The sequence below is a fragment of the Mesorhizobium sp. BAC0120 genome (assembly GCF_033542235.1).
Lineage (GTDB): Bacteria > Pseudomonadota > Alphaproteobacteria > Rhizobiales > Rhizobiaceae > JAWRCU01.
The window spans coordinates 541,393-560,303 of the sequence record NZ_JAWRCU010000001.1 but is presented as its reverse complement, the minus strand read 5'-3'; the positions used below and the strand labels follow the sequence as shown (position 1 = coordinate 560,303).

20 protein-coding genes and 1 pseudogene are annotated in these 18,911 nt (G+C 61.5%); 10 read left to right on the top strand and 11 right to left on the bottom strand.

What is annotated here, in order from left to right:
• The first annotated feature begins 21 nt into the window (after positions 1–21).
• Positions 22–339 carry a hypothetical protein gene (locus SAZ10_RS02585; protein WP_318607590.1) on the top strand — a complete coding sequence of 106 codons (318 nt, stop codon included), beginning with the start codon at positions 22–24 and terminating at the stop codon, positions 337–339.
• On the opposite strand, the gene SAZ10_RS02580 is transcribed toward SAZ10_RS02585, so the two are convergent.
• The 7 genes from SAZ10_RS02580 to SAZ10_RS02550 form a co-directional block, all read right to left on the bottom strand.
• Entirely contained in the window at positions 332–2,233 is a 1,902-nt protein-coding gene (locus tag SAZ10_RS02580; RefSeq protein ID WP_318607589.1) for an AAA family ATPase, read from the bottom strand. The two genes, SAZ10_RS02585 and SAZ10_RS02580, sit on opposite strands and share 8 nt — an antisense overlap.
• A 588-nt stretch (positions 2,234–2,821) precedes the next feature.
• Entirely contained in the window at positions 2,822–3,442 is a 621-nt protein-coding gene (locus SAZ10_RS02575) for a hypothetical protein (RefSeq protein ID WP_318607588.1), read from the bottom strand.
• 150 nt (positions 3,443–3,592) lie between these two features.
• Entirely contained in the window at positions 3,593–4,057 is a 465-nt protein-coding gene (locus SAZ10_RS02570; RefSeq protein ID WP_318607587.1) for a hypothetical protein, read from the bottom strand.
• The gene (locus SAZ10_RS02565; protein WP_318607586.1) at positions 4,030–4,707 is read right to left on the bottom strand and encodes an SOS response-associated peptidase; all 678 of its coding nucleotides are present in this window, start codon (positions 4,705–4,707) and stop codon (positions 4,030–4,032) included. The genes SAZ10_RS02570 and SAZ10_RS02565 overlap by 28 nt, the downstream gene beginning before the upstream one ends.
• A 3-nt stretch (positions 4,708–4,710) precedes the next feature.
• Entirely contained in the window at positions 4,711–5,001 is a 291-nt protein-coding gene (locus SAZ10_RS02560) for a hypothetical protein (protein ID WP_318607585.1), read from the bottom strand.
• 62 nt (positions 5,002–5,063) lie between these two features.
• Complete coding sequence (locus SAZ10_RS02555; protein WP_318607584.1) at positions 5,064–5,300, bottom strand: hypothetical protein; 237 nt, start codon at positions 5,298–5,300, stop codon at positions 5,064–5,066.
• A gap of 532 nt (positions 5,301–5,832) precedes the next feature.
• A complete protein-coding gene (locus SAZ10_RS02550) occupies positions 5,833–6,390 on the bottom strand; it encodes a hypothetical protein (RefSeq protein ID WP_318607583.1) in 558 nt (185 codons plus the stop codon).
• A gap of 265 nt (positions 6,391–6,655) precedes the next feature.
• On the opposite strand from SAZ10_RS02550, the gene SAZ10_RS02545 reads away from it, so the two are divergent.
• Positions 6,656–7,615: a hypothetical protein gene (locus SAZ10_RS02545; RefSeq protein WP_318607582.1), complete on the top strand. Its 960-nt coding sequence runs from the start codon at positions 6,656–6,658 to the stop codon at positions 7,613–7,615.
• A gap of 552 nt (positions 7,616–8,167) precedes the next feature.
• Here the strand turns inward: SAZ10_RS02545 and SAZ10_RS02540 are convergent.
• The 3 genes from SAZ10_RS02540 to SAZ10_RS02530 are packed head-to-tail and all read right to left on the bottom strand — an operon-like array spanning position 8,168 to position 11,062.
• The gene (locus tag SAZ10_RS02540) at positions 8,168–8,416 is read right to left on the bottom strand and encodes a hypothetical protein (protein ID WP_318607581.1); all 249 of its coding nucleotides are present in this window, start codon (positions 8,414–8,416) and stop codon (positions 8,168–8,170) included.
• On the bottom strand, positions 8,406–9,716 hold the full coding sequence (locus SAZ10_RS02535; protein WP_318607580.1) for an FAD/NAD(P)-binding protein: 1,311 nt from the start codon (positions 9,714–9,716) through the stop codon (positions 8,406–8,408). Before SAZ10_RS02535 ends, SAZ10_RS02540 begins: the two co-directional genes overlap by 11 nt.
• Complete coding sequence (locus SAZ10_RS02530) at positions 9,716–11,062, bottom strand: MFS transporter (RefSeq protein WP_318607579.1); 1,347 nt, start codon at positions 11,060–11,062, stop codon at positions 9,716–9,718. Before SAZ10_RS02530 ends, SAZ10_RS02535 begins: the two co-directional genes overlap by 1 nt.
• A gap of 124 nt (positions 11,063–11,186) precedes the next feature.
• Here SAZ10_RS02530 and SAZ10_RS02525 point away from each other — a divergent pair, with 124 nt between their 5' ends.
• On the top strand, positions 11,187–11,546 hold the full coding sequence (locus tag SAZ10_RS02525) for a helix-turn-helix domain-containing protein (protein ID WP_318607578.1): 360 nt from the start codon (positions 11,187–11,189) through the stop codon (positions 11,544–11,546).
• 25 nt (positions 11,547–11,571) lie between these two features.
• Here the strand turns inward: SAZ10_RS02525 and SAZ10_RS02520 are convergent.
• Positions 11,572–11,724 (bottom strand): annotated as a pseudogene (locus SAZ10_RS02520) (ABC transporter permease subunit); the annotation flags it as partial.
• Positions 11,725–12,251: 527 nt separating this feature from the next.
• Here SAZ10_RS02520 and SAZ10_RS02515 point away from each other — a divergent pair.
• The 7 genes from SAZ10_RS02515 to SAZ10_RS02485 are packed head-to-tail and all read left to right on the top strand — an operon-like array spanning position 12,252 to position 18,844.
• Complete coding sequence (locus SAZ10_RS02515) at positions 12,252–13,298, top strand: isopenicillin N synthase family dioxygenase (protein WP_318607577.1); 1,047 nt, start codon at positions 12,252–12,254, stop codon at positions 13,296–13,298.
• A gap of 13 nt (positions 13,299–13,311) precedes the next feature.
• Entirely contained in the window at positions 13,312–14,637 is a 1,326-nt protein-coding gene (locus tag SAZ10_RS02510) for an O-acetylhomoserine aminocarboxypropyltransferase/cysteine synthase family protein (protein WP_318607576.1), read from the top strand.
• Positions 14,638–14,679: 42 nt separating this feature from the next.
• Complete coding sequence (locus SAZ10_RS02505) at positions 14,680–15,711, top strand: ABC transporter substrate-binding protein (protein ID WP_318607575.1); 1,032 nt, start codon at positions 14,680–14,682, stop codon at positions 15,709–15,711.
• A gap of 16 nt (positions 15,712–15,727) precedes the next feature.
• The gene (locus SAZ10_RS02500; RefSeq protein WP_318607574.1) at positions 15,728–16,720 is read left to right on the top strand and encodes an ABC transporter permease; all 993 of its coding nucleotides are present in this window, start codon (positions 15,728–15,730) and stop codon (positions 16,718–16,720) included.
• Complete coding sequence (locus tag SAZ10_RS02495) at positions 16,714–17,502, top strand: ABC transporter ATP-binding protein (protein ID WP_318607573.1); 789 nt, start codon at positions 16,714–16,716, stop codon at positions 17,500–17,502. Before SAZ10_RS02500 ends, SAZ10_RS02495 begins: the two co-directional genes overlap by 7 nt.
• Entirely contained in the window at positions 17,499–17,819 is a 321-nt protein-coding gene (locus tag SAZ10_RS02490; protein ID WP_318607572.1) for a hypothetical protein, read from the top strand. Before SAZ10_RS02495 ends, SAZ10_RS02490 begins: the two co-directional genes overlap by 4 nt.
• 5 nt (positions 17,820–17,824) lie before the next feature.
• Entirely contained in the window at positions 17,825–18,844 is a 1,020-nt protein-coding gene (locus tag SAZ10_RS02485; RefSeq protein WP_318607571.1) for an isopenicillin N synthase family oxygenase, read from the top strand.
• Positions 18,845–18,911: the final 67 nt, after the last annotated feature.

Genomic DNA, 18,911 nt, shown 5'->3' with positions numbered 1-18,911 from the left:
AGTGGTCGGACCGAGGCCTGGGTGAAGACCAAGTGCTATCAGGAATCTGAACTGATCGTCGCCGGCATCCAGCGCGAGCGGGGCAAGCCTTCCTATGCCGTGATGGCCTCGCCAAAGGACGGCAGCTATGTCGGCTCGGCGTTCATCGCGCTACCTCGTGGCCAGCGAGATCGGCTGTACGAGCTCGCCGCGGCGGGTGGCGGGCGGATGCCTAAGGGCTATGAGCCGAAGAAGAGCTTCCCGGCCGAGTGGATCAAGTCGAGATTGCTCTGCCGCGTGCTGCATTTGCGCGGCGAGGGTGCGCTCCGGCACGCGCGGCTGGTAGAACTGTTTATTTAGGCGCCGGCGGTTCACTCACTCTAACGCCATTATTGGAGATCTCTTGACGCAAAGCCTCAATCGCATCGGCAATGCCTAGCAATTCGTTGCGATTGGGTTCCGGCAACCGCGCTTCGAAATCGGGAGCGTTTACCAGTTCAATAAGCTTGTCGATATCTTTGCGGCCGTAACCGGCGGGCAAGTACGCTTCTAGAGCGCCGCGCCGAAGAATATAGATTCCCTTCTGCCGTTGAGATCCTATGAAGGCCTCGAGCCGGCCTTGCTCTTGCTCGGAGAGGTTCTGGCCGAGTTTGGTTCGATATGCCTTTATTCGTTCCCATTCCTCAGGACTCCCGACCCATCGTCCCGCGGCGATTGAGTCTTCGATCATCCGCACAATCGTTTCGCCGTCGATGCTGCTTGGATCACCGATGGCGTCCTTTATCTTCCTGGCGTTCAGCCTAAGCAGACCTTTGATATCGTCGTCACCGATCTGCTGCACATAATCAAGGTCCGCCACTAGAACATGGCGAACACGGCACGCATCCAGCAGAGTAGCATAGTGCGCGAACATCATTTTGCCGTGGACGGCAACAACCTCCACCGTTGCCCCGCTAGCTCCGGCTGCTTCTCTTTCGGCCAGCAGGCGTTCTATGACCATCCTGTCGCTTGGCCCTTCAACCAGCACAACTAGGTCGGCGAAGAAAATTCGTTCGTTGTTCTGGCTATTAATGGCTTCGAACTGGTGTTTTATGCTCGGCAAACCACCAGGGTTGAGCCCAACTATGCGGCTCTCCTGGGCTTCCGAATAGACACGTGAAACATACTGAACCGACGTGGGCGAAATGAATGTAGGAGAATGCGTAGCCATCAGAAACTGGTTGCCAGTGTCCACCGCGAGCTTTTCAAACAGCCTTAAAAGTGAACGCTGCCATCTGGGGTGCAAGTGCAACTCGGGTTCATCAATTACAATGAGGGCATCGCGCACATTCAGCGCATATATCGAAAGCAGATATGTGAGGAGCTGCCGCTCGCCTGACGAGGCGCTACTGATTAGGAAGTCTGAGCCCTGTTTTTGCAGCTTGATCGTGTAGGTGTTGGTATCGGGATTTAGGCACTCAACACCCCAGTCATAACCTAGTTCACGCAGCGCCTGGGAAAGGCGCATCATGTTGTCCTCTTCTTTCAGTTTCTCGAGCGCAGCGCGACCATATTCCTGCTCAAGGATCCGATGACGCTGGGCGATCGTCGCGATGGCGCGCGCCGAGATTTCTCCGGGATTTCGCGAAGACATGACGTCAGTCTGCCGCCTTAAGTCCGAGGCATTAATTCCCGCAAGGGACACCTGAGATGTCACCTCGCTCGCCGACCGGGTTACAGGCAAATAAAGCAGCGGTGTTTGAAGGTCCTTCTTTCCATTCAGGCGCCGGGCTAAGCTGTCCTGCTCAAACGCATGGAGATACGAGAGATAGAGTTGCTCGGCAGGCGTACTGGTTACGACAGCACCGTTGCTGATCATCAGGCTGATGCGATCTCCTGGCCTGATCACTGCCAAATCCCAGTTCACAGCGTCTGCGATTGCGCCGCCTTCGAAACGGTAGCGCTCTCCGGCCATCACGACTTTGACCTCACTCTTCATAGTCGCCATGTTGGCAACGTCGGTAGGTGTTGCCTCCAACTGGATGATTATCACCTGCTGGTCTTCACCTTTGGCTTTGGCGTGACGTTCTAATACGAGGCGATTCACAGCTTCATTATCGGCAAAGAAATAGCGATTTGGCTCCTCCTCAGTTGGACTGTGTTGCTCGTACACGGGAGGAGTGATGTGCCGCCGCATTGATATCATCAGAGCGTCAAGCAGATTCGTTTTCCCGCCTCCATTTGGCCCAACCAAGATTCCAATGTCGCCTTCCACCCGGAGCTCTTGTCGGACTAAGAAACTCCGCACGTTTCTGAGGGCTACTGATCTCAGCTTCACTTCAAGAGCTCCGAAACACCTACCTTACAATCCCAGGTGCTTTGATCGCATAAATGTGCGCGCCTGTGAGTAGGAAATTTCGTTTTCTGGTGAGCTGCTGTGACTGTATGAAAACTGAAGACTGGCGATCAGGCCAGGCCGATCTCGGTCAGGATAGACCGACTCGGCGCTGTCTTGCCCGGCTAAGCCGAAGCCGGCCCATTTGCAGCCGGGATACCGGCACCAATGGGCTTGAATTGTTGGCTGGCGGGCGTGGAACGTCAGGAACGATAATAGGATGTTCAGCCATGGATCCCCTGACCCATCTTCGCGTCGACCCTCGCCCCCGAACTCCTCATAGCTCATCCCGGCCAGAGCCAGCCTTGGCGACCGTCTCCATTGAGGGCCAGCGCAGTTCTTTGCCCTTCATGCGCTTCGAGGGGTTGAACGCCGTCGGATCGTGCCCGGACTAGTTGGGCAGCCAAGGACGCCGACATCTCACGCTTGGCCTGTTGTATATTGAAAGTGGAAGCGCACCTGACTCCGTTACTTGGCGTTGATCAATGTAGTTTTTATGCAGGCTCCTAACAGGTCATAAGACTTCATTTCAGCGGTACGCTCCAGGCAATCGTAGCGGAGGACGCCTTGAAGGCTGTTCCAATAAAGCGCCAGCCGCGCTTTGGCGAGGGTTTCGTCACTGATACAGAGACCTACGTCAGACTTCATACCAATTGCTATTAAGGAATTGCCGCACCCAACAATTACATCCCAGCGCGGAAATGGCGCAACGTCGGGGTCTCCGATAGGAATGTTTGGTATTAAAGGATCCAATTCCGGATCTGGGCCGCAAGGACCATTATTACACTGACCTTTTTTGGCCTTAAGCTCAACAACGTCTGCAACCACGCAGGTTGCCATAGAATCGTACGACGGTTGGACATTAAAAAAACAGTGCTGCCGAATTTCGGTTGGGAGTGCACTCCATTTTGGCCGTAACTCGCGCTTGGCTCGCTCCTCTCGGGCCAGACAGACAGCAACATAATAGCTGCCTCCAGGTCTTCCTTGGCATTCTGCGCGGGAGTCCACTTGCGGGAAATTATCGGATCGAGCTACTGAGCAGAAGCCGAGGCAAACAGCCGCCATGAGTAGGGAAGTGGTGCGTTTCATGCATGACCCTCCAATTCTCTGTGAATTCTTGAAAGACGGCTCAAGATCTTCGTTCAGACAAATTCTGCAAACCGTGTGTGCAGGTCCAACAGAAGCTTGGTCGCACTGCGACTCCCTGGCAACGTAAATCCACATGGCATAACGCAACCGTCAAAACGAACTAGGTGCGCACAATATACTGCAATTCCAGCAGAGAACGAAGACTAGGGTCTGACCGCCCTGGACGGGAGTGGCCTGGAAGTGATGATCATCAGGAGAGTGATCCGCAAGTGACCTGGCGCGACGGGCCAGCGAGGAAGGCGAAGCGTCGCCCATGTTTTCATCCACCAGGGTGCCGAACTCCGAATAGGTCATCTCAGCCAGCGCCAGCACCTTCGCGATCGTCTCCGTCGATGGCCAGCGCAATTCCTCGCCTTTCACTCGTTTCGAGGGATTGAACGCTGTTGGATCCCGGCCGGCCAGGATCGAGAGTCGAGACGCGGAAATCCGTCGGCTGGCGGCTATCTGGTCGATTGCCGCCCAGATTGCGGCGTGCTGGTGCCGAACACAGCTTGCGGCGTTCGCAGCCGCGAGATCTTCGGCCATGGTCAAAGCGGGTTGATCGGTTCGATACATTCAGAGCTCTTATTCTTAGCCTGGTTGACGGCGCGGCTGACGGGATTGAAACGCAGCTCGCCATCGAGATTTCGCGCCAGCAGCGGCTTGACCGCCTCGATGGGCGTCGACGGGTCGAGCCAAGCGTCATAGACGGCCCGGTCGAGGATTACCGGCTGGCGGTCATGCAATTTCCGCATCGGCTCGCCGGCATCCATGGTGATGATCGTGCAGCTCGTGATGTCGAGCTTCTTGTTGTAGGCCCAGAGGCCCGCGAACGAGAACGGCCGGTGGTCAGGCAGGAAAATGTGCCAAGGGTCCTTGCCCTTGTCGCCGGGGTTCACGGTCCATTCGTAGAAGCCGTCGGCCGGGATGAGGCAACGGGTCTCCCGGAAGGCGTCTTTGAATGCGTTGGATGTGTCGACCGTCTCGATCCGGGCGTTGAACATGGCCTGCTTGGGAATTTCCTTTGCCCACCACGGCACAAGCCACCAGCGACCCTCGCGCAGTTTGTGCGCGCCGTTCTCGCCGGCCGTGACGAAAGGCACGGTCTCGGTCGGCGCAATGTTATAGCCTGGCTCGTCGTTGCGCTGCCGCTCCCAATCCGTTGTCAGCCGGTAGAGCTGCTGAATCTCGCCCCAGGTAAGGTATCGGGTAAAGCGTCCGCACATGATTTAATTCCGCAGGATCTCCGGTACGCTCAGCGGCCCGCTTTCAAGGATCCTCCTATATTCATCCTTCCTATGCCAAGCTCCCTGCGCGCGACCATTCTCCCGGTCGCACTTGGGATTGAACATCACCCCGCCGAAATAATCCCTGAACAACTCCGCGGACGCAGCGTCGGTGAAGCAGTGGAGGCGATAATCCTCCTGCCTGCTTGGCGACCAGATCGCCTTCACCTGACGCGTCTCGTAATCAAGCCCGTGGGCCCGACAGAACTCCACGATCAGCGTGTAGTTGCGCATGCAACAGAGATCCTCAGGCAGCGCCACCTGATATGGGTAAGCTCGGTCGATTGCCGATTAGGTCAGCTCACCGGTCCGTCTTCCGGGCATGATAAATCCTTCTGGCGAGCCCAGCCGCGAGAGAAACCATAAGACGTCGCGCCCTGCACCAGCGCCAGGCGACGGCTTAGCAGGTCGACCTCGCAAAGGAGCGCCTCGATCGCACGGCGCGGGTCGCCGCCAGCTTCCTCGATCGCTATGTCGACGGCCGACCGGTCGGGCAAAGCTTCGCCCTCCCGCGGATTGGCAGGGTTGGTCATGTCTGGCCTCGTTCAATTCGCCTCAAGCATGCCACCCCTCGATTGACGAGGCAAGGCATTTGTTCCTATTTCGTTCTCGTGCCGGAACAGAACGGGGAATCGCGAGGGCCATACGCCTTCACATTGCTTGCCGCCTTCCACCAGGGCAGGCTGGTGCGCGTGCGCTGCGGCAGCTGCAATATCCGGCGCGTTCTATGATCCGGGAGACCTGAAGCAACTCGTCGGCGACGTCGGGACAGAGGGCGTGCGCAACAGGATGCGCTGCGAGAAGTGCAGCAGCAACGAGTGGCTATCGGTCGAGTTCTGGATTCCGACCGGCCGGGAGTTAGAGGGGCTAATCGTCAGGCGCCTAGTCGGGACGAGGATGATCCGCAAGGTGATCTGGCGCGACGAGCCGGCGAGGTAAGGTAAAGGTGATGAAAAGGCTAGCCTCTGATCAACTGCAATGCGCCAAAGTTAACCTACGTGCGTAGCCTCTTGCCTTCTGTTGGTGGGGAGGTGCGGGCGCCTGGAGCGGCGCCCGCGGATGGGATTACTCGAAGTCAACCCCAGAGTCGCCACCGTCGAAGGACGAACCTTCCTCGGAAGGTGCCGCCTCGGGAGCCATCGGTTCCATTGACGGTTCGGGCTCCGGCGCGGGAGCCGGAGGTTCGACGGCGGGCGGCGGTTCTGACGAGGATCCAGGCGCGTCAGGCGGGACGTCAAGCCCATTCGGGAAGCCCGGATAACCCGGGCCGGGCTCGGGCTCGCCGATCTTGGGCGTCTCGATCGGGGGCTCTGCAGGTCTGGTGGGCTCCAACGGGTTGATCGTCGCCCTGATATTGCCGCTTACGTCCCCGTTCGGGGAGACCGAACCGCGTACATCCACATTGAGGTCGTCGCTGCGGTAGGTCGCGCCGCCTTGGATGCGGCCGTCGGGCAGCGGTACGGCAACGGCGCCAGGATAGGTGCGGATCGCAGGAGCGCCGGGGCTGGGTTCGGGCGGTCCGCCGGGCTGGTGGGGATTGGTCGATTGTGCCTGACCGAAGGCCTGCGAAGCCACGACAAGGGCCAGTGCGCTGGCCGCGGCGAGGTTAAGGGAGCTCTTCATGTTTTCTCCTTGTAGGTAGAACGTCTCGCGTCACCTCGAAATCGAGGCTTGCTGCTTGAAATATAGAAAGTCAAAATTACAGCAAAGCAGCAATATCTCGAGAATTGTGTGAACATTTTTGGTGGAAAGATGTGTACACAACAATACAAAATATTAAGCTACACAACAATTCTGAACATTTGTGGGCTTGCGCCACCCATGTTAAGCATGATTTCGCCACAATCTCTCGGGACGTTGCGTAATCCGAATTTGAAGGGAGGTTGCCTTGTCCGAGTCCCTTACGCAGATCTCAGATCATTGCTACGCGAAGATCGCGCACGATCTCATTCCGAGCCAACAGGTGATCGCGGACAGGATCGGAGTTCACGTAAACACGTTTGGGCGGGTCTATCGGATTCCGGAGGCTAGTTTCAGCCGTGCGAACTCCCTTAATCTCGCCCGGCTAGTGGAGGCCGAACTCGGCCTTCCTACTTTTTCGCGGCGGATCGAGGATGACGATTTGGCGCTGACGGTCGACTTCGAAAAGGCGGACGTCAATCGCGGTCAGCAAAAGGATCGCATCGACCTCACTCGCCGGTTCGAGCACGACTGGTTCTATCTGAAGGCCATGGATCCGGACGAGAGCGACGATCCAGTCGGCGCCCGGTACCTGCGCGCGCGGTATACGTCCATTGCCGCATGGACCAAGGTGCCGCTGCCCGGGCTGTCGCTGGCGGAAGGCCTTCTTTTCGGTCTGGCGGACATCGACAAGGCGGAGAAAGCCGTTCGCCGCTCGCGGGACAAGGAGATTCGGCGCGTTCTCGGCCGCGTGCTCAGGCAGAAGGCTGCAATCCTGCAGCTTCTTGCCTTGCATCGGACGGGGATTGTGCCGGCGCTGGGCGCGATGCTGAGCGCCGACGACATGCGCGCGCTCTACCGCTACCACGACGAGGCCGCCCGGGCGTATGCCCGCTCGATGCACGATCCGCGGCTGCAGTCGGCGGCGCTCAACGTGATCGCCTCGGGGTCGGCCTATGCCGCCAAGGTCGACAATGCCCGCAAGAACGCGGAAGCGAGAAAGGTGTGCGCGAGCGCGTTCAAGGCGCTGGTCGCGCGCTGGCCCGAGTTCAGAGATCTTGACCATAAGGGCTGGTCGCTCGTTGATCCCGCGCAAGATCCGGATCTTGCCTATTTCCGGACCCGCATCGCCCCGTCCATCAATCCGAAACGAGGAGTACTGCAATGAGCATCATTAAGCCAACGGGCTGCTGAGATCTAATGCCCCTGCGTGTCGAGCGCCGGCCCTCCCGGGCCGACGTTTTCACTTGGACGTAACCGAGCATGTCGAGCCAGGTTGACGTGCTCAGCAGACGCCGAGGCCGCCCCGGATTTCTCGGGACCCGATTTCTTTGCCTCCATAAAGCCGGAAACTATTATCCTTACCTGGCGCAACTATTCGGGGCCTCGTTTTACAATTCGCATAGGGTGGCATTGGTTTTGTTCGGCTTTTTCGGGCCGCATTTTACAGGCAACCAGGCCCTATGCGATTGAAATTCCAGCAGATACGATGAGACTCTTAATCAGCGGGTCCACAGTTCGATCCTGTGCACACCCACCAACATCGCCTCGTTGAATTCCCGATCCTTCTCAGCGGCTTGCGTTCCTTCGCCGCGGCCTCACGGGCTAACCACTGGCCGACGACGTTCGCAACGGGTGGATTGCTAAGTCCAATGCGGGCGCGGAAAGTAACTGGTTTGAGGGACATAGCCGGGATTTGTCGGGGCAACAAAGGCTGGCTTTAGCTCTCCGGGAGTGCCTTGCGGATATCCAGTTGCTCTCGCAGACCATTGTTCTCGTCTATATACAAGCCGCTGTAATAGGAGTTCTCGCCCGGCCGCACCGAGGCGCGCTTCTCCGCCTCATTGCGGGCAACAAGCCAAAAGATGGGCTCCTCATCGTCGAGTTGTGATACAGCTTCGCGGTGCACGTCCGTCCAGTCGCTGCCAACGCGCGAGAGCAGAAACCGGAACAACTCTCTAGGCTGCACGGAACCTTCCCGGCAGATCAAGCAGGGCGGTCGCGAGCCGCTGGCATTGGACGCGGATGTCCGGAATCGCTTCGATCTCGAGAAACCTGCCTCGGGTAAGCGGGCCTACAGCGTAGATGCGATCTTCGCGAGTTCCGTCGTTACTGATGAGCGCACCCTCTGGCGAGACGTCGATGCCTATGTGAAGCGGGTCCGGCCGTGCCATGCCTGAAGCCAGAAGCGACTGGATGAGAGGGTTCGAGCTCTTTTCCGGATCTGCAATGACGCCCGCACAGTCATAGATTCGCGTAACTCTGAATTCCTCTGCGACCTGGCTGTTTCGACGCTGCAAGATTGCGACGAAGCCGTTTGCGATGGGCTTCGCGTCAACTATCCGGCCGGCAATCACTCGCAGTTGCCCGTCCGCAATCGCCCTTGAAACTCGCTCATGAACCTGCGGCGCCATACGATGCCTGTGGATGTCCCACCAGGCCTTCAGGTGCCGGAAGAATTGGCGTTTGGAGCTGTCGGACCAACTCTGCCAGATCGACTGATTGTGCGGGCGAAGTCCGTCGACCACATCACGCCAGTCTCCGCCGCGGGTCTCTGTCGAACGCACGAGTGCCCGGAACCAGCGGACGAATTCCCGCGGTCCGGCACCGAGCGGGATATCGGCTCGCGCGATTTCGATTGGCGTGGTCCTGCCGTGGACGGTCGAAAGCAGGCCACGGCGTGACACGGCAAAGATCGGGCCGACATGCCCTCGCAGAACGAGAGAGAGGCAGGTGTCGATCATGCTGAGGCCGGTGCCGATGATCAGGACTGGGTCGGACGGATCGGACGGCATTCGTTGCGCTGCTCCGCGCGGCGCCAGCAAGGATTCGCCGCGATAGGGTTTCACGTCGTGCCCCGTCGCGAGAATGCAGCGGTCGGCGACAGCGCTCGAGCCGCCTGCAAGGCGCAACTCGAGTTGTGGGCCGTGCGAAATGATCTCGACGCATTCGTCGTCGACAATGCTGAGCCTGTTGGCGCGTTTCACTCGGGCGGGTGCGCCGTCCAGCAACTCTCCGAGGTAGTCGCCATAGAGCCGACGAGGCGCGAAATACGTCGACGGATCGGCTACATTGATGCCGCGCCCGGCAAGCCATCGCGCGAAGTGATCGGGATCATCCGCGAAGGCGCTCATGTTCGATGCGCGAACATTCAGGAGATGGTCGGGCAGGGAGGTCGAGTAGGCGAGGCCGCGGCCGAGGTCAGATTGCTTCTCGACGACGATGATCTCGAGGCCGGGCACTCGAGCGCGCAACAGGTGCGCTGCCATCAGCACCCCGCTCGCGCCGCCGCCAATGATCGCAATCGTCCGAATGGAGCCTGCGGCAAGAGTTTGCTCCCACGTTCCGGGATTTGCTGCGCTGTGGTCCAAATGCCGGAGGCCGAGCCTGCGTTGTCCGGCGGCACAGCCGAGAGGAACAGGCTGGTGAGCGGCGGCATGACCATGTTGATGCCAACGCCGAATAGGAACAGGCCTGGCACCAGAGACCAGAGCCCCAGTGTATGCAGCCCCAGGAGCGCGGCGCCGAGCACGGCGAGCGCACCAGTCGCCGCCGCCAGACAGCCGGCAAGCACAACCATGCGCCCAAAACGCATGGTCAGGCGCCCGACGAACAGTGCCATGGCGAGGCCGCCTGCGGAAAACGCGACGGTGACAAGTCCGGCCTGCAGCGGCGAATAGCCTTGCCCGTCCTGCAGCCACAGCGCAAATACGAGCAGGAAACCACTAAAGCCGGCAAAGGCTGGTACGAGAATGGCGATCCCTGCCCTGACGGTACGAGGACGGAAAAAGGGCAGGGGCAGGAGCGCTCCAGCCCGCCATGCCGGCCTTCTGTCTTCCATGAAAGCCAGTGCCGCGAGTGCAAGAAGTCCTGCGATAAGCAGCACCCAGCCCCAGAATGGCCAGCCGTAGCGATTCCCCTCGAGCAGGGGAAAGACGATCGCCACGAGCCCGGCGGTCAGGACGGCCGCCGAGAGCCATCGCGGCCGCGCCGCCCCATCAACCCGGCTTTCCGGCACGAGCCATGCGCCAACTGCAGTCAGCAGCAGGGCAAAGGGCACGCTGACGAGAAAGATCGTGCGCCACCCGAGTCCGCCAAGATTGGCGGTGACCAGCAGCCCCCCGAGCAGCAGTCCCCCAGTCTGCGCAAGGCCCGCGACGAGACCAAAGATACCGAAGACCGCTGTGCGTTCCTTGTCGTCGAACAGTCCGTAGAGAATGCTCATGACCTGGGGAACGATCAGAGCCGCGGACAGCCCCTGTGCGGTGCGCGCGGCGATCAACTCGGCGGCGCTGCCGGCAAGTCCGCTCCAGACGCCCGTCGCCGCGAAGGCGGCCACGCCGCAAAGGAAGACACGCTTGCGCCCCCAGAGATCGCCGAGGCGGGCCGCCGTGATCAGCGCGACCGCGAAGGCCAGGAGATAGGCTGCCGAAATCCAGCCAACCTCGTTGACGCTTGCGTCCAGGTCGCGCTGGATCGCCGGCAGGCCGACATTGACGATAGTGACGTTCAGAAGATCCAGCATGAAGGCGAGGATGAGCAGCACCGCCACATGCCATCGGTATCGATGGATCCTCTTGGATGCAGAAGACGGAAGAAGGGTTTCTGCACTCATGGCGGGCCTCTTCGGAGCAACGGGTTCGCCGCGCATCTAGGAAGTTGCGGTTACCAAAGTAAATGAGATAACCTTTGGTAACTGAAGAAAGGAGTTTCCTCCCGGTAACTTCTGGAGTGCGATAATGGTGCTCAGCCGCAGGAAATCGAAGGTGCCGCCTCTGCCGGCTTGTCCGCCGCAGCCCTGTCCGCTGCAGCAATGCATGGAGCTCCTCGGCGGCGCCTGGACACCGAACATCGTATGGAACCTCTCCGGCGACCCGCGCCGCTTCAGCGAGCTGCGGAGCGACATACCGAACATCTCGGCCAAGGTGCTCAGCGCGCGGCTGCGTGCGCTTGCGGATAAAGGCGTCATTACCCGCAGTGTCATTGATACGTCACCACCCACGGTCGAATACGCGCTGACGGCTCTCGGCCGCGAACTCCTGCCCGTCATCGATGCCATTGAGCGCGTTGGCCGTAAACTCGCTGCCCGCGCTGGCTGACTGCCTCGATGTCAAGCCTCCGTGCCGACCACCCGGCGCCGAGCGCAATACGGACGCCGGTGATGATCGAGGGCAGGGCGCTCTGCAGCACGACCTGGCGGATCACCTGTCCACGCGAGGCGCCGAAAGAGTGAGCGGCGTTGACGCGCTCCTGCTGAACGCCAACTAAGCCGGTTGCTCCGCGTCTGAAATCTGTCGAGGCACTGCCGTGAAGCGGTGAGCGCTGCGGCAAGGATGCCTTCACTCAAATCACCCGGGTTAAGAGGACAGGCGCGGGGGCGGGGGTGATCTACCTCGGCCGCAGCATCGTCAGCCTGGACGAAGTGCAGCTGCTGAACAACGGACTCCAGGCAGTAGCCACAGACCTCTCCTCAGCGCAGCTGACCAGGATGGGGGGCCGGATAGAAGCAGGCGGTTTTGCGTCGGGGGGCTTCGATCAGACTGCGAATTTCTGACACACCGATGCGACGGCAGCGACGCACGCGAGAGTAGAAACCACTTTGAGGTGGCCGTTAGGCAGGGGACATCGCCAGGTGATGTGCAGGCCAAAGTATAGTTAGGTTATAGACATTATAAAATTCTGCTCCGGAACACGCGGCTATCGACCAAATTATTCCCTCGGAAGCAATGCGTGCAAATTTGGCGTGCCTGTAACGAGGGCTGGTGAGGTGACAGCATTTGAAGCGTCATTGCCGGAGCCTCGAAATGTCGAACAGCAACGTAACCGCTCTTCCTGTTCTCGATTTCAGAGAGTTCGATGCCGGTCCCACCGCAAGGGGCGCATTTCTGGAACAGCTCCGCAGCGCCGTGCGCGATGTCGGCTTCTTCTACCTTGAAGGCCACGGCCTGCCGCAGTCGCTGATCGACGATGTTCTTGGATTGTCGCGCCGCTTCTTCGCGCTGCCGGAGGCGGCGAAGCTTGAGATCGAGATGGTGAACTCGCCGCATTTCCGCGGCTACAACCGGGTCGGTCAGGAACTCACCCAGGGCCAGCGCGACTGGCGCGAGCAGGTCGACATCGGCTCCGAGGCGCCGGCGCTCCCCTTCGACAAAGGCCTTCCCGCCTGGACGCGGCTGCAGGGCCCCAACCAATGGCCGAGCGCGCTGCCCGAGCTGAAGCCCATCCTGCTCGAATGGCAGGACGAGCTGACAAAACTCTCGACACGGCTGCTGCAGGCTTTCGCGATCGTCCTGGAGCAGGACGAGAACGTCTTCGAGCCGATCTATGCCGGCACGCCCAACCATCTGATCAAGATCATCCGCTATCCCGGCCGAGATTCCACCGAAAGCGAACAAGGCGTCGGCGCGCACAAGGACAGCGGTTTCCTCACCTTGCTCTTGCAGGAGAGGCAGCAGGGTCTCGAAGTGCAGGCCGACGACGGAAGCTGGATCGCGGCGGAGCCCCGCCCAGGCACCTTTGTGGTCAATGTCGGCGAGCTGCTGGAAATGGCGACCGACGGCTATCTGAAGGCGACCGTGCACCGGGTCGTTACGCCGCCGGCGGGAAGCGACAGGCTGTCGGTCGCATTCTTCCTCGGTGCGCCGTTCGACGCCGAGATCCCGGTGCTCGATCTCGCGCCGCATCTGAAGGCCGAGGCGACCGGCGTCACCCGCGATCCCAACAATCCGCTGTTCCGCAACTCGGGTCAGAACGCGCTGAAGAGTCGGCTGCGCTCGCACCCCGATGTGGCCCAGCGCCACCATGCCGACCTGCTCGACGCCGAGAATAAACCCAAGGCCACCGCGGCCTGACCAGGAGGAAAAGATGACGCTCGAAAACCTCGCTCCGGAGACGCTCGCCCTGCATGGCGGCAGCTACCGCGCCGACCCCTCCAGTGGGGCGGTTGCGGTGCCGATCTACCAGACCACCTCCTACCAGTTCCGCGACACCGAGCACGCCGACAGCCTGTTCTCGCTCGACGAGGTCGGCCACATCTACACCCGCGTCTCCAACCCGACGCAGGAAGCCTTCGAGACGCGCATCGCCGCGATCGAAGGCGGCGCTGCGGCGCTTGCGCTGTCCTCCGGACAGGCGGCCTCCGCCTATTCGGTGCTCAATCTCGCCGGCGCCGGCGACAACATCGTCAGCTCGACCGACCTCTACGGCGGCACCTGGGCGCTGTTCGCCGCCTCGCTGAAGCATTTCGGCATCGAGGTGCGCTTCGCTGATCCGGCCGACCCCGAGAATTTCCGCCGCGCCACCGACTCCCGCACCAAGGCCTATTATGCGGAATCCCTGCCGAACCCGAAGCTGCAGCTCTTCCCAATCAAGGAGGTCGCCGACATCGGCCGTTCGCTCGGCGTTCCGCTGATCGTCGACAACACGGCGGCACCGCTCATCGTGCGGCCCTTCGACCACGGGGCGGCCGTCGTCGTCTATTCGGCAACCAAATATATCGGCGGACACGGCACCTCGATCGGCGGCCTCATCATCGACGGCGGCAACTTTCCTTGGGAAGAGCATCCCGAGCGTTTCCCGACGCTCAACGCGCCTGACCCCAGCTACCACGGCAAGGTGTGGGTCGAGGCGGCGAAGCCACTCGGTCCGGTCGCCTACGTGCTTCGCATCCGCACGGTGCTGCTGCGCGACGTCGGCGCGGCGATCAGCCCGTTCAACGTCTTCCAGTTCATTCAGGGGCTGGAGACGCTGCCGCTGCGCATCCGCCAGCACAGCGAGAACGCCATCCGCGTCGCGGAATTCCTGAAGGGCCATCCGAAGGTCAAGAACGTGATCTTCCCGCGATACCAGACCGGCGAGGCCAAGCGCCGCGCAGATGCCTATTTCCGCAACGGCAGCTACGGCGCTCTCGTCGGCTTCGAGCTGAAGGACGGGCGCGAGGCCGGCCGCAGCTTCATCAACGGGCTGAAGCTCTTCTATCATGTCGCCAACATCGGCGACGCGCGCTCGCTGGCGATCCATCCGTCGACCACGACCCATTCGCAGCTCTCGCCCGAGGACCAGCTCGCGACAGGCGTGACGCCCGGCTACGTCCGGCTCTCGGTCGGCATCGAACATCCCGACGACATCATCCGCGATCTCTCGCAGGCACTCGACCAGGCGGTCGGGGCAGACCAGCGGGCAGCAGCTTGAGCAACCAACGTCGCCAACGGCGACCCAGGCAAGGAGAGGGTTATGACGGGCACCACGAAGACAGACGCTAGCGTGCGCGTTTCGCGCAGAAGGGTCCTGCAAGGCGCAACCTTCGCTGCCGGCGCGGCGGCGGTCGGCTTGCTGGCGAGGCCGACGAGCTACGCGATTGCCGGCAATGCGACCAAGCTCAGGCTGTCCTGGACCGAGTTCGCGGCCTGCCACTCGCCCGTCGCCTTCGCGCTGGCGAACGGCATCTATGCCAAGCACGACCTCGACGTGGAGCTCTTCTACCAGGGCTCCAGCGGACAGACGCTGGTCCAGTCCATCGCTACCGGCAAGACCGACGCCGGCGCCGGCCTGCTCTACGACTGGATCAAGCCGCTCGAACAGGGGCTCGAGGTGAAGCTCTTCGTCGGCTCGCATGGCGGCTGCACGCGGCTGCTCGCCTCGAAGGCCTCGGGCGTCACCACGCTGGAAGGGCTGAAGGGCAAGACCATCGTCTCCTACGACGTCGCCAGCCCGCCGAAGCATTCATTCCAGGTGGCGCTCGCCAAGGCCGGGCTCGATCCGGAGCGCGACGTCAATTGGCTGAACGTGCCCTTCGATCTCGTCGGCGAGAGTGTCAATCGGGGCGACGCCGACGCGCTCGCTCATCTCGATCCCTGGGCCTTCGCACACAAGAAGAAGTTCGACCTCGTCGAGGTGGCGAACACGCAAACCGGCTTCTTCGACGGCGCCGTCTGTTGCGTGCTTGGCGTGAACTCCGCCTTTCTGGAGGCGAACAGGGACGCGATCCGCCGCCTCGCCGAAGCCAATATCGAGATCCACGAATACGCCGCCGCCCATCCCGACGAGATCGCGAAGTGGTTCGTGGAGAATCTCAATCCCGGCTTCCCGGTCGAGGACATCCACGAGCAAGTGAGTTCCTGGGTGCTGCACAACCATCCGGTCGGCAAGGAGCTGCAGGACCAAGTGAAGTGGGCGGCTGACGATCTTGCGCTGATCAAGGTGCTCGATCCGACGACCAACAGCGCCGAGCTCGCGGCGAGGGTGACGGTTGACATCCTGGCCTGACCCGATGACGCAGGCCATGAGCGCCATTGCCGACCGCAAGGAGCCTGCGCTACGCGCAGCTTTTCCGGTGCTGTGGCACAATGGTCTGATCGCGGCGGGGACCTGGCTCCTCGCCGCGGCAGTCACCTTCTTCCTGCCTGACATCGTTCCCTACGGCAGTCGCGGGCTTTTCGCCGGCATACTGGCTGCCGGGGCGGCCGTGCTTATCGTGCTTTCCTTCCTGGCCGACAGGCTTGGCCGCATCGGCCGCGGCCTTGTCCACTATGGCCCCTGGTATATCGCGCTCGGCATCTGGCTCGCGATCTGGGAACTCATCACCGCGAAATTCGGCTGGCTGCCCAAACCGTTCTTCGCGCCGCCGCACGGGCTCTTCCATGTCTACGTCACCGACTGGGAGCGGCTGCTCATCTGCATCTTCTACACGGCTCGCCTGTGGTCGATAGGTTTCTTCAGTGGCATCGCCTTCGGCTTCGTGCTCGGCGTCGCGCTCGGCTGGTCGAAGACCTTCGCCTATTGGGGCATGCCGGTCCTGAAGCTGATCGGCCCGGTGCCGGCAAGCGCCTGGATCCCGGCGACCTTCTTCCTCTTCCCTACGACCTTCCAGGCGAGCATCTTCATCGTCGCGCTGGCTTCCGGCATACCGGTGGCGATCCTCACCGCGTCCGGCGTCAACACTGTGAATCGCGCCTACTACGACGTTGCCCGCACGCTCGGCGCCGACGGCCGTTTCCTCGTCCGACGCGTCGCCGTTCCGGCAGCGCTGCCCAATGTCTTCGTCGGCCTCTTCATGGGTCTCTATTATTCCTTCGCCATCCTGGTGGTGGCGGAAATGCTCGGCGCGAAATACGGGCTCGGCTGGTATCTGCAGTTCCAGACCGCCTATTCGGCCTACGTGAACGTCTATGCCGCATTGATTATCATGGCCCTGATTTGCTCGGGCCTGGTCAAACTGCTCTTTCTCGTCCGCGACCGCCTTCTCTCCTGGCAGAAGGGAGTCGTGCAATGGTAGCAGCAGCCACCCTCGCGGAACGCTCGACCCAAACGGGCCTCGCCGTCGACTTGCATGCCGTCTCGCACCAATACGACCTAGGCAAAAGCATCCTGCCCGTGCTCGATGGCATCGACCTCAAGGTGGCGCCGGGCGAATTCGTCGCGCTTCTCGGCCCGTCGGGCTGTGGGAAGTCGACGCTGCTGAGGCTGGCGGCCGGGCTGGAAACGCCTGCCCGCGGCGAGGTGCTGGCAGACGGTGTCACAGTGACGAAACCCGATCCGTCCCGGGTGCTCGTCTTCCAGGACCCGACGCTCTTCCCCTGGCGCACCGTGCGCGACAACGTCGCAATCGGCCCGCAAGCGCGTGGCGTGCTCGCTGCCAGCGGCGCACGCATCGACGATGCGCTGAAGCTGGTGAAGCTGGAATCCTTCGCCAACGTCTTCCCGCATCAGCTTTCGGGCGGCATGGCGCAGCGCGCGGCGCTGGCGCGCGCTCTAGTCAACGACCCGGAACTCCTTTTGCTGGACGAGCCGCTCGGCCGCCTCGATTCGCTCACCCGGCTTTCCATGCAGCAGGAGCTTCTGGCGCTCTGGCAGCGCGCCGGCTACTCGGTGATGCTGGTGACGCACGACGTCGAGGAGGCGCTGCTGCTCGCGCAGCGCGTCATCGTGCTGTCGGAGCGGCCGGCGCGTGTGAAAGCCGAGATCGTCGCCGACCGCCCCTATCCGCGCCACCGCGACGATCCGTGGATCGTCGACAAGCGACGCGAGATCCTCGAAATATTGGGGTTCGCCGAATGAGCGCGCTCCCGACTTTTGGGCCGCGGCGTATCGAAGCCATCGGCGTGCTTCTGCTGCTCGGCGCAGTGCTCTGGTGGGCAGTGGTCTATGCGCAGGTGATGGCGAACACGGGCTTCCCCTTCGCGCGCACGCTGCCCTGTCTGGTCTACACTTCCGACCGCTGCTCGCTCGCCATGTCGCTCTGCAAGGATTGGCATTTCCTCGGCATCAAGCGCTACTCGGCCGAGCTTCTGTGGGTGGGTGCCGCGGTCTCGGTCTTCGCGATCGCGGCGGCAAGATTTTCGGGCCGGGCGAACATGAAAGGAAATGGAGCCTAGAACCTATGACCAGGATCGTCCCCGTATTGGAGCTCAACAGGCTGAACCAGGGTCTCTCCGAGCGCCGCGCCTTTCTGGCCGACCTCAGGTCAGCGGCGCGCGATGTCGGCTTCTTCTATCTCGCCGGCCATGGGATCGGGCGATCCGAGATCGATGACGTGCTGTCGGCTGCACGCAGCTTCTTCGCTTTGCCCGAGGCCGACAAGCTCGCCATCGAGATGGTCAACTCCTCGCACTTCCGCGGCTACACCCGCACTGGCGGCGAATTGACGAAGGGCAAGGCGGATTGGCGCGAACAACTCGACATCGGCGTCGAGCGCGAGGCGATCGCTCAGAAGCCCGGCCTGCCGGTCTGGACACGGCTTCAGGGTCCGAACCAGTGGCCGGCGTCGTTGCCGCAGTTGCGGCCCGCACTCATCGGCTGGCAGGAGAAGGCGACCGCTGTGGCGATCCGTCTGCTCAAGGCCTTCGCGCTGGCGCTAGAGCAGCGCGCGGACGCGTTCGATCCGATCTATGCCGACCAGCCGAACCATCGCATGAAGATCGTGCGCTATCCGGGACGCGATGCGGCTGAGGGCGACCAGGGCGTTGGCGCGCACAAGGACGGCGGCTTCCTTACGCTTCTGCTGCAGGACGAGCACAAGGGCCTGCAGGTCGAATATGAGGGGCATTGGGTCGACGTCGATCCGATCCCGGGCACGCTGGTCGTCAACATCGGCGAGCTGCTAGAGCTCGCCTCCAACGGCTATCTGCGCGCCACCGTGCACCGCGTCGTCACGCCGCCTGCCGGCGTCGAGCGCATCTCCGTGCCGTTCTTCTTCAGCGCCAGGCTCGACGCGACCATCCCGCTGCTCACCTTGCCCGAGGAACTGGCTGTGCAGTCGCGCGGTCCGGCCAGCGATCCCGACAACCCGCTCTTCCGCGACGTCGGAACCAACGTGCTGAAAAGCCGGCTGCGGTCGCATCCGGACGTCGCAAGCCGGCACTATTCGGATCTCTTGACCAAGGACTTCGCGGCAGCCTAGTAGCCGCTCCCATTGTAAAATCCGCCTTGTTTCCATCAGTATATTGGCATGCGTTTTGTGTCTATGG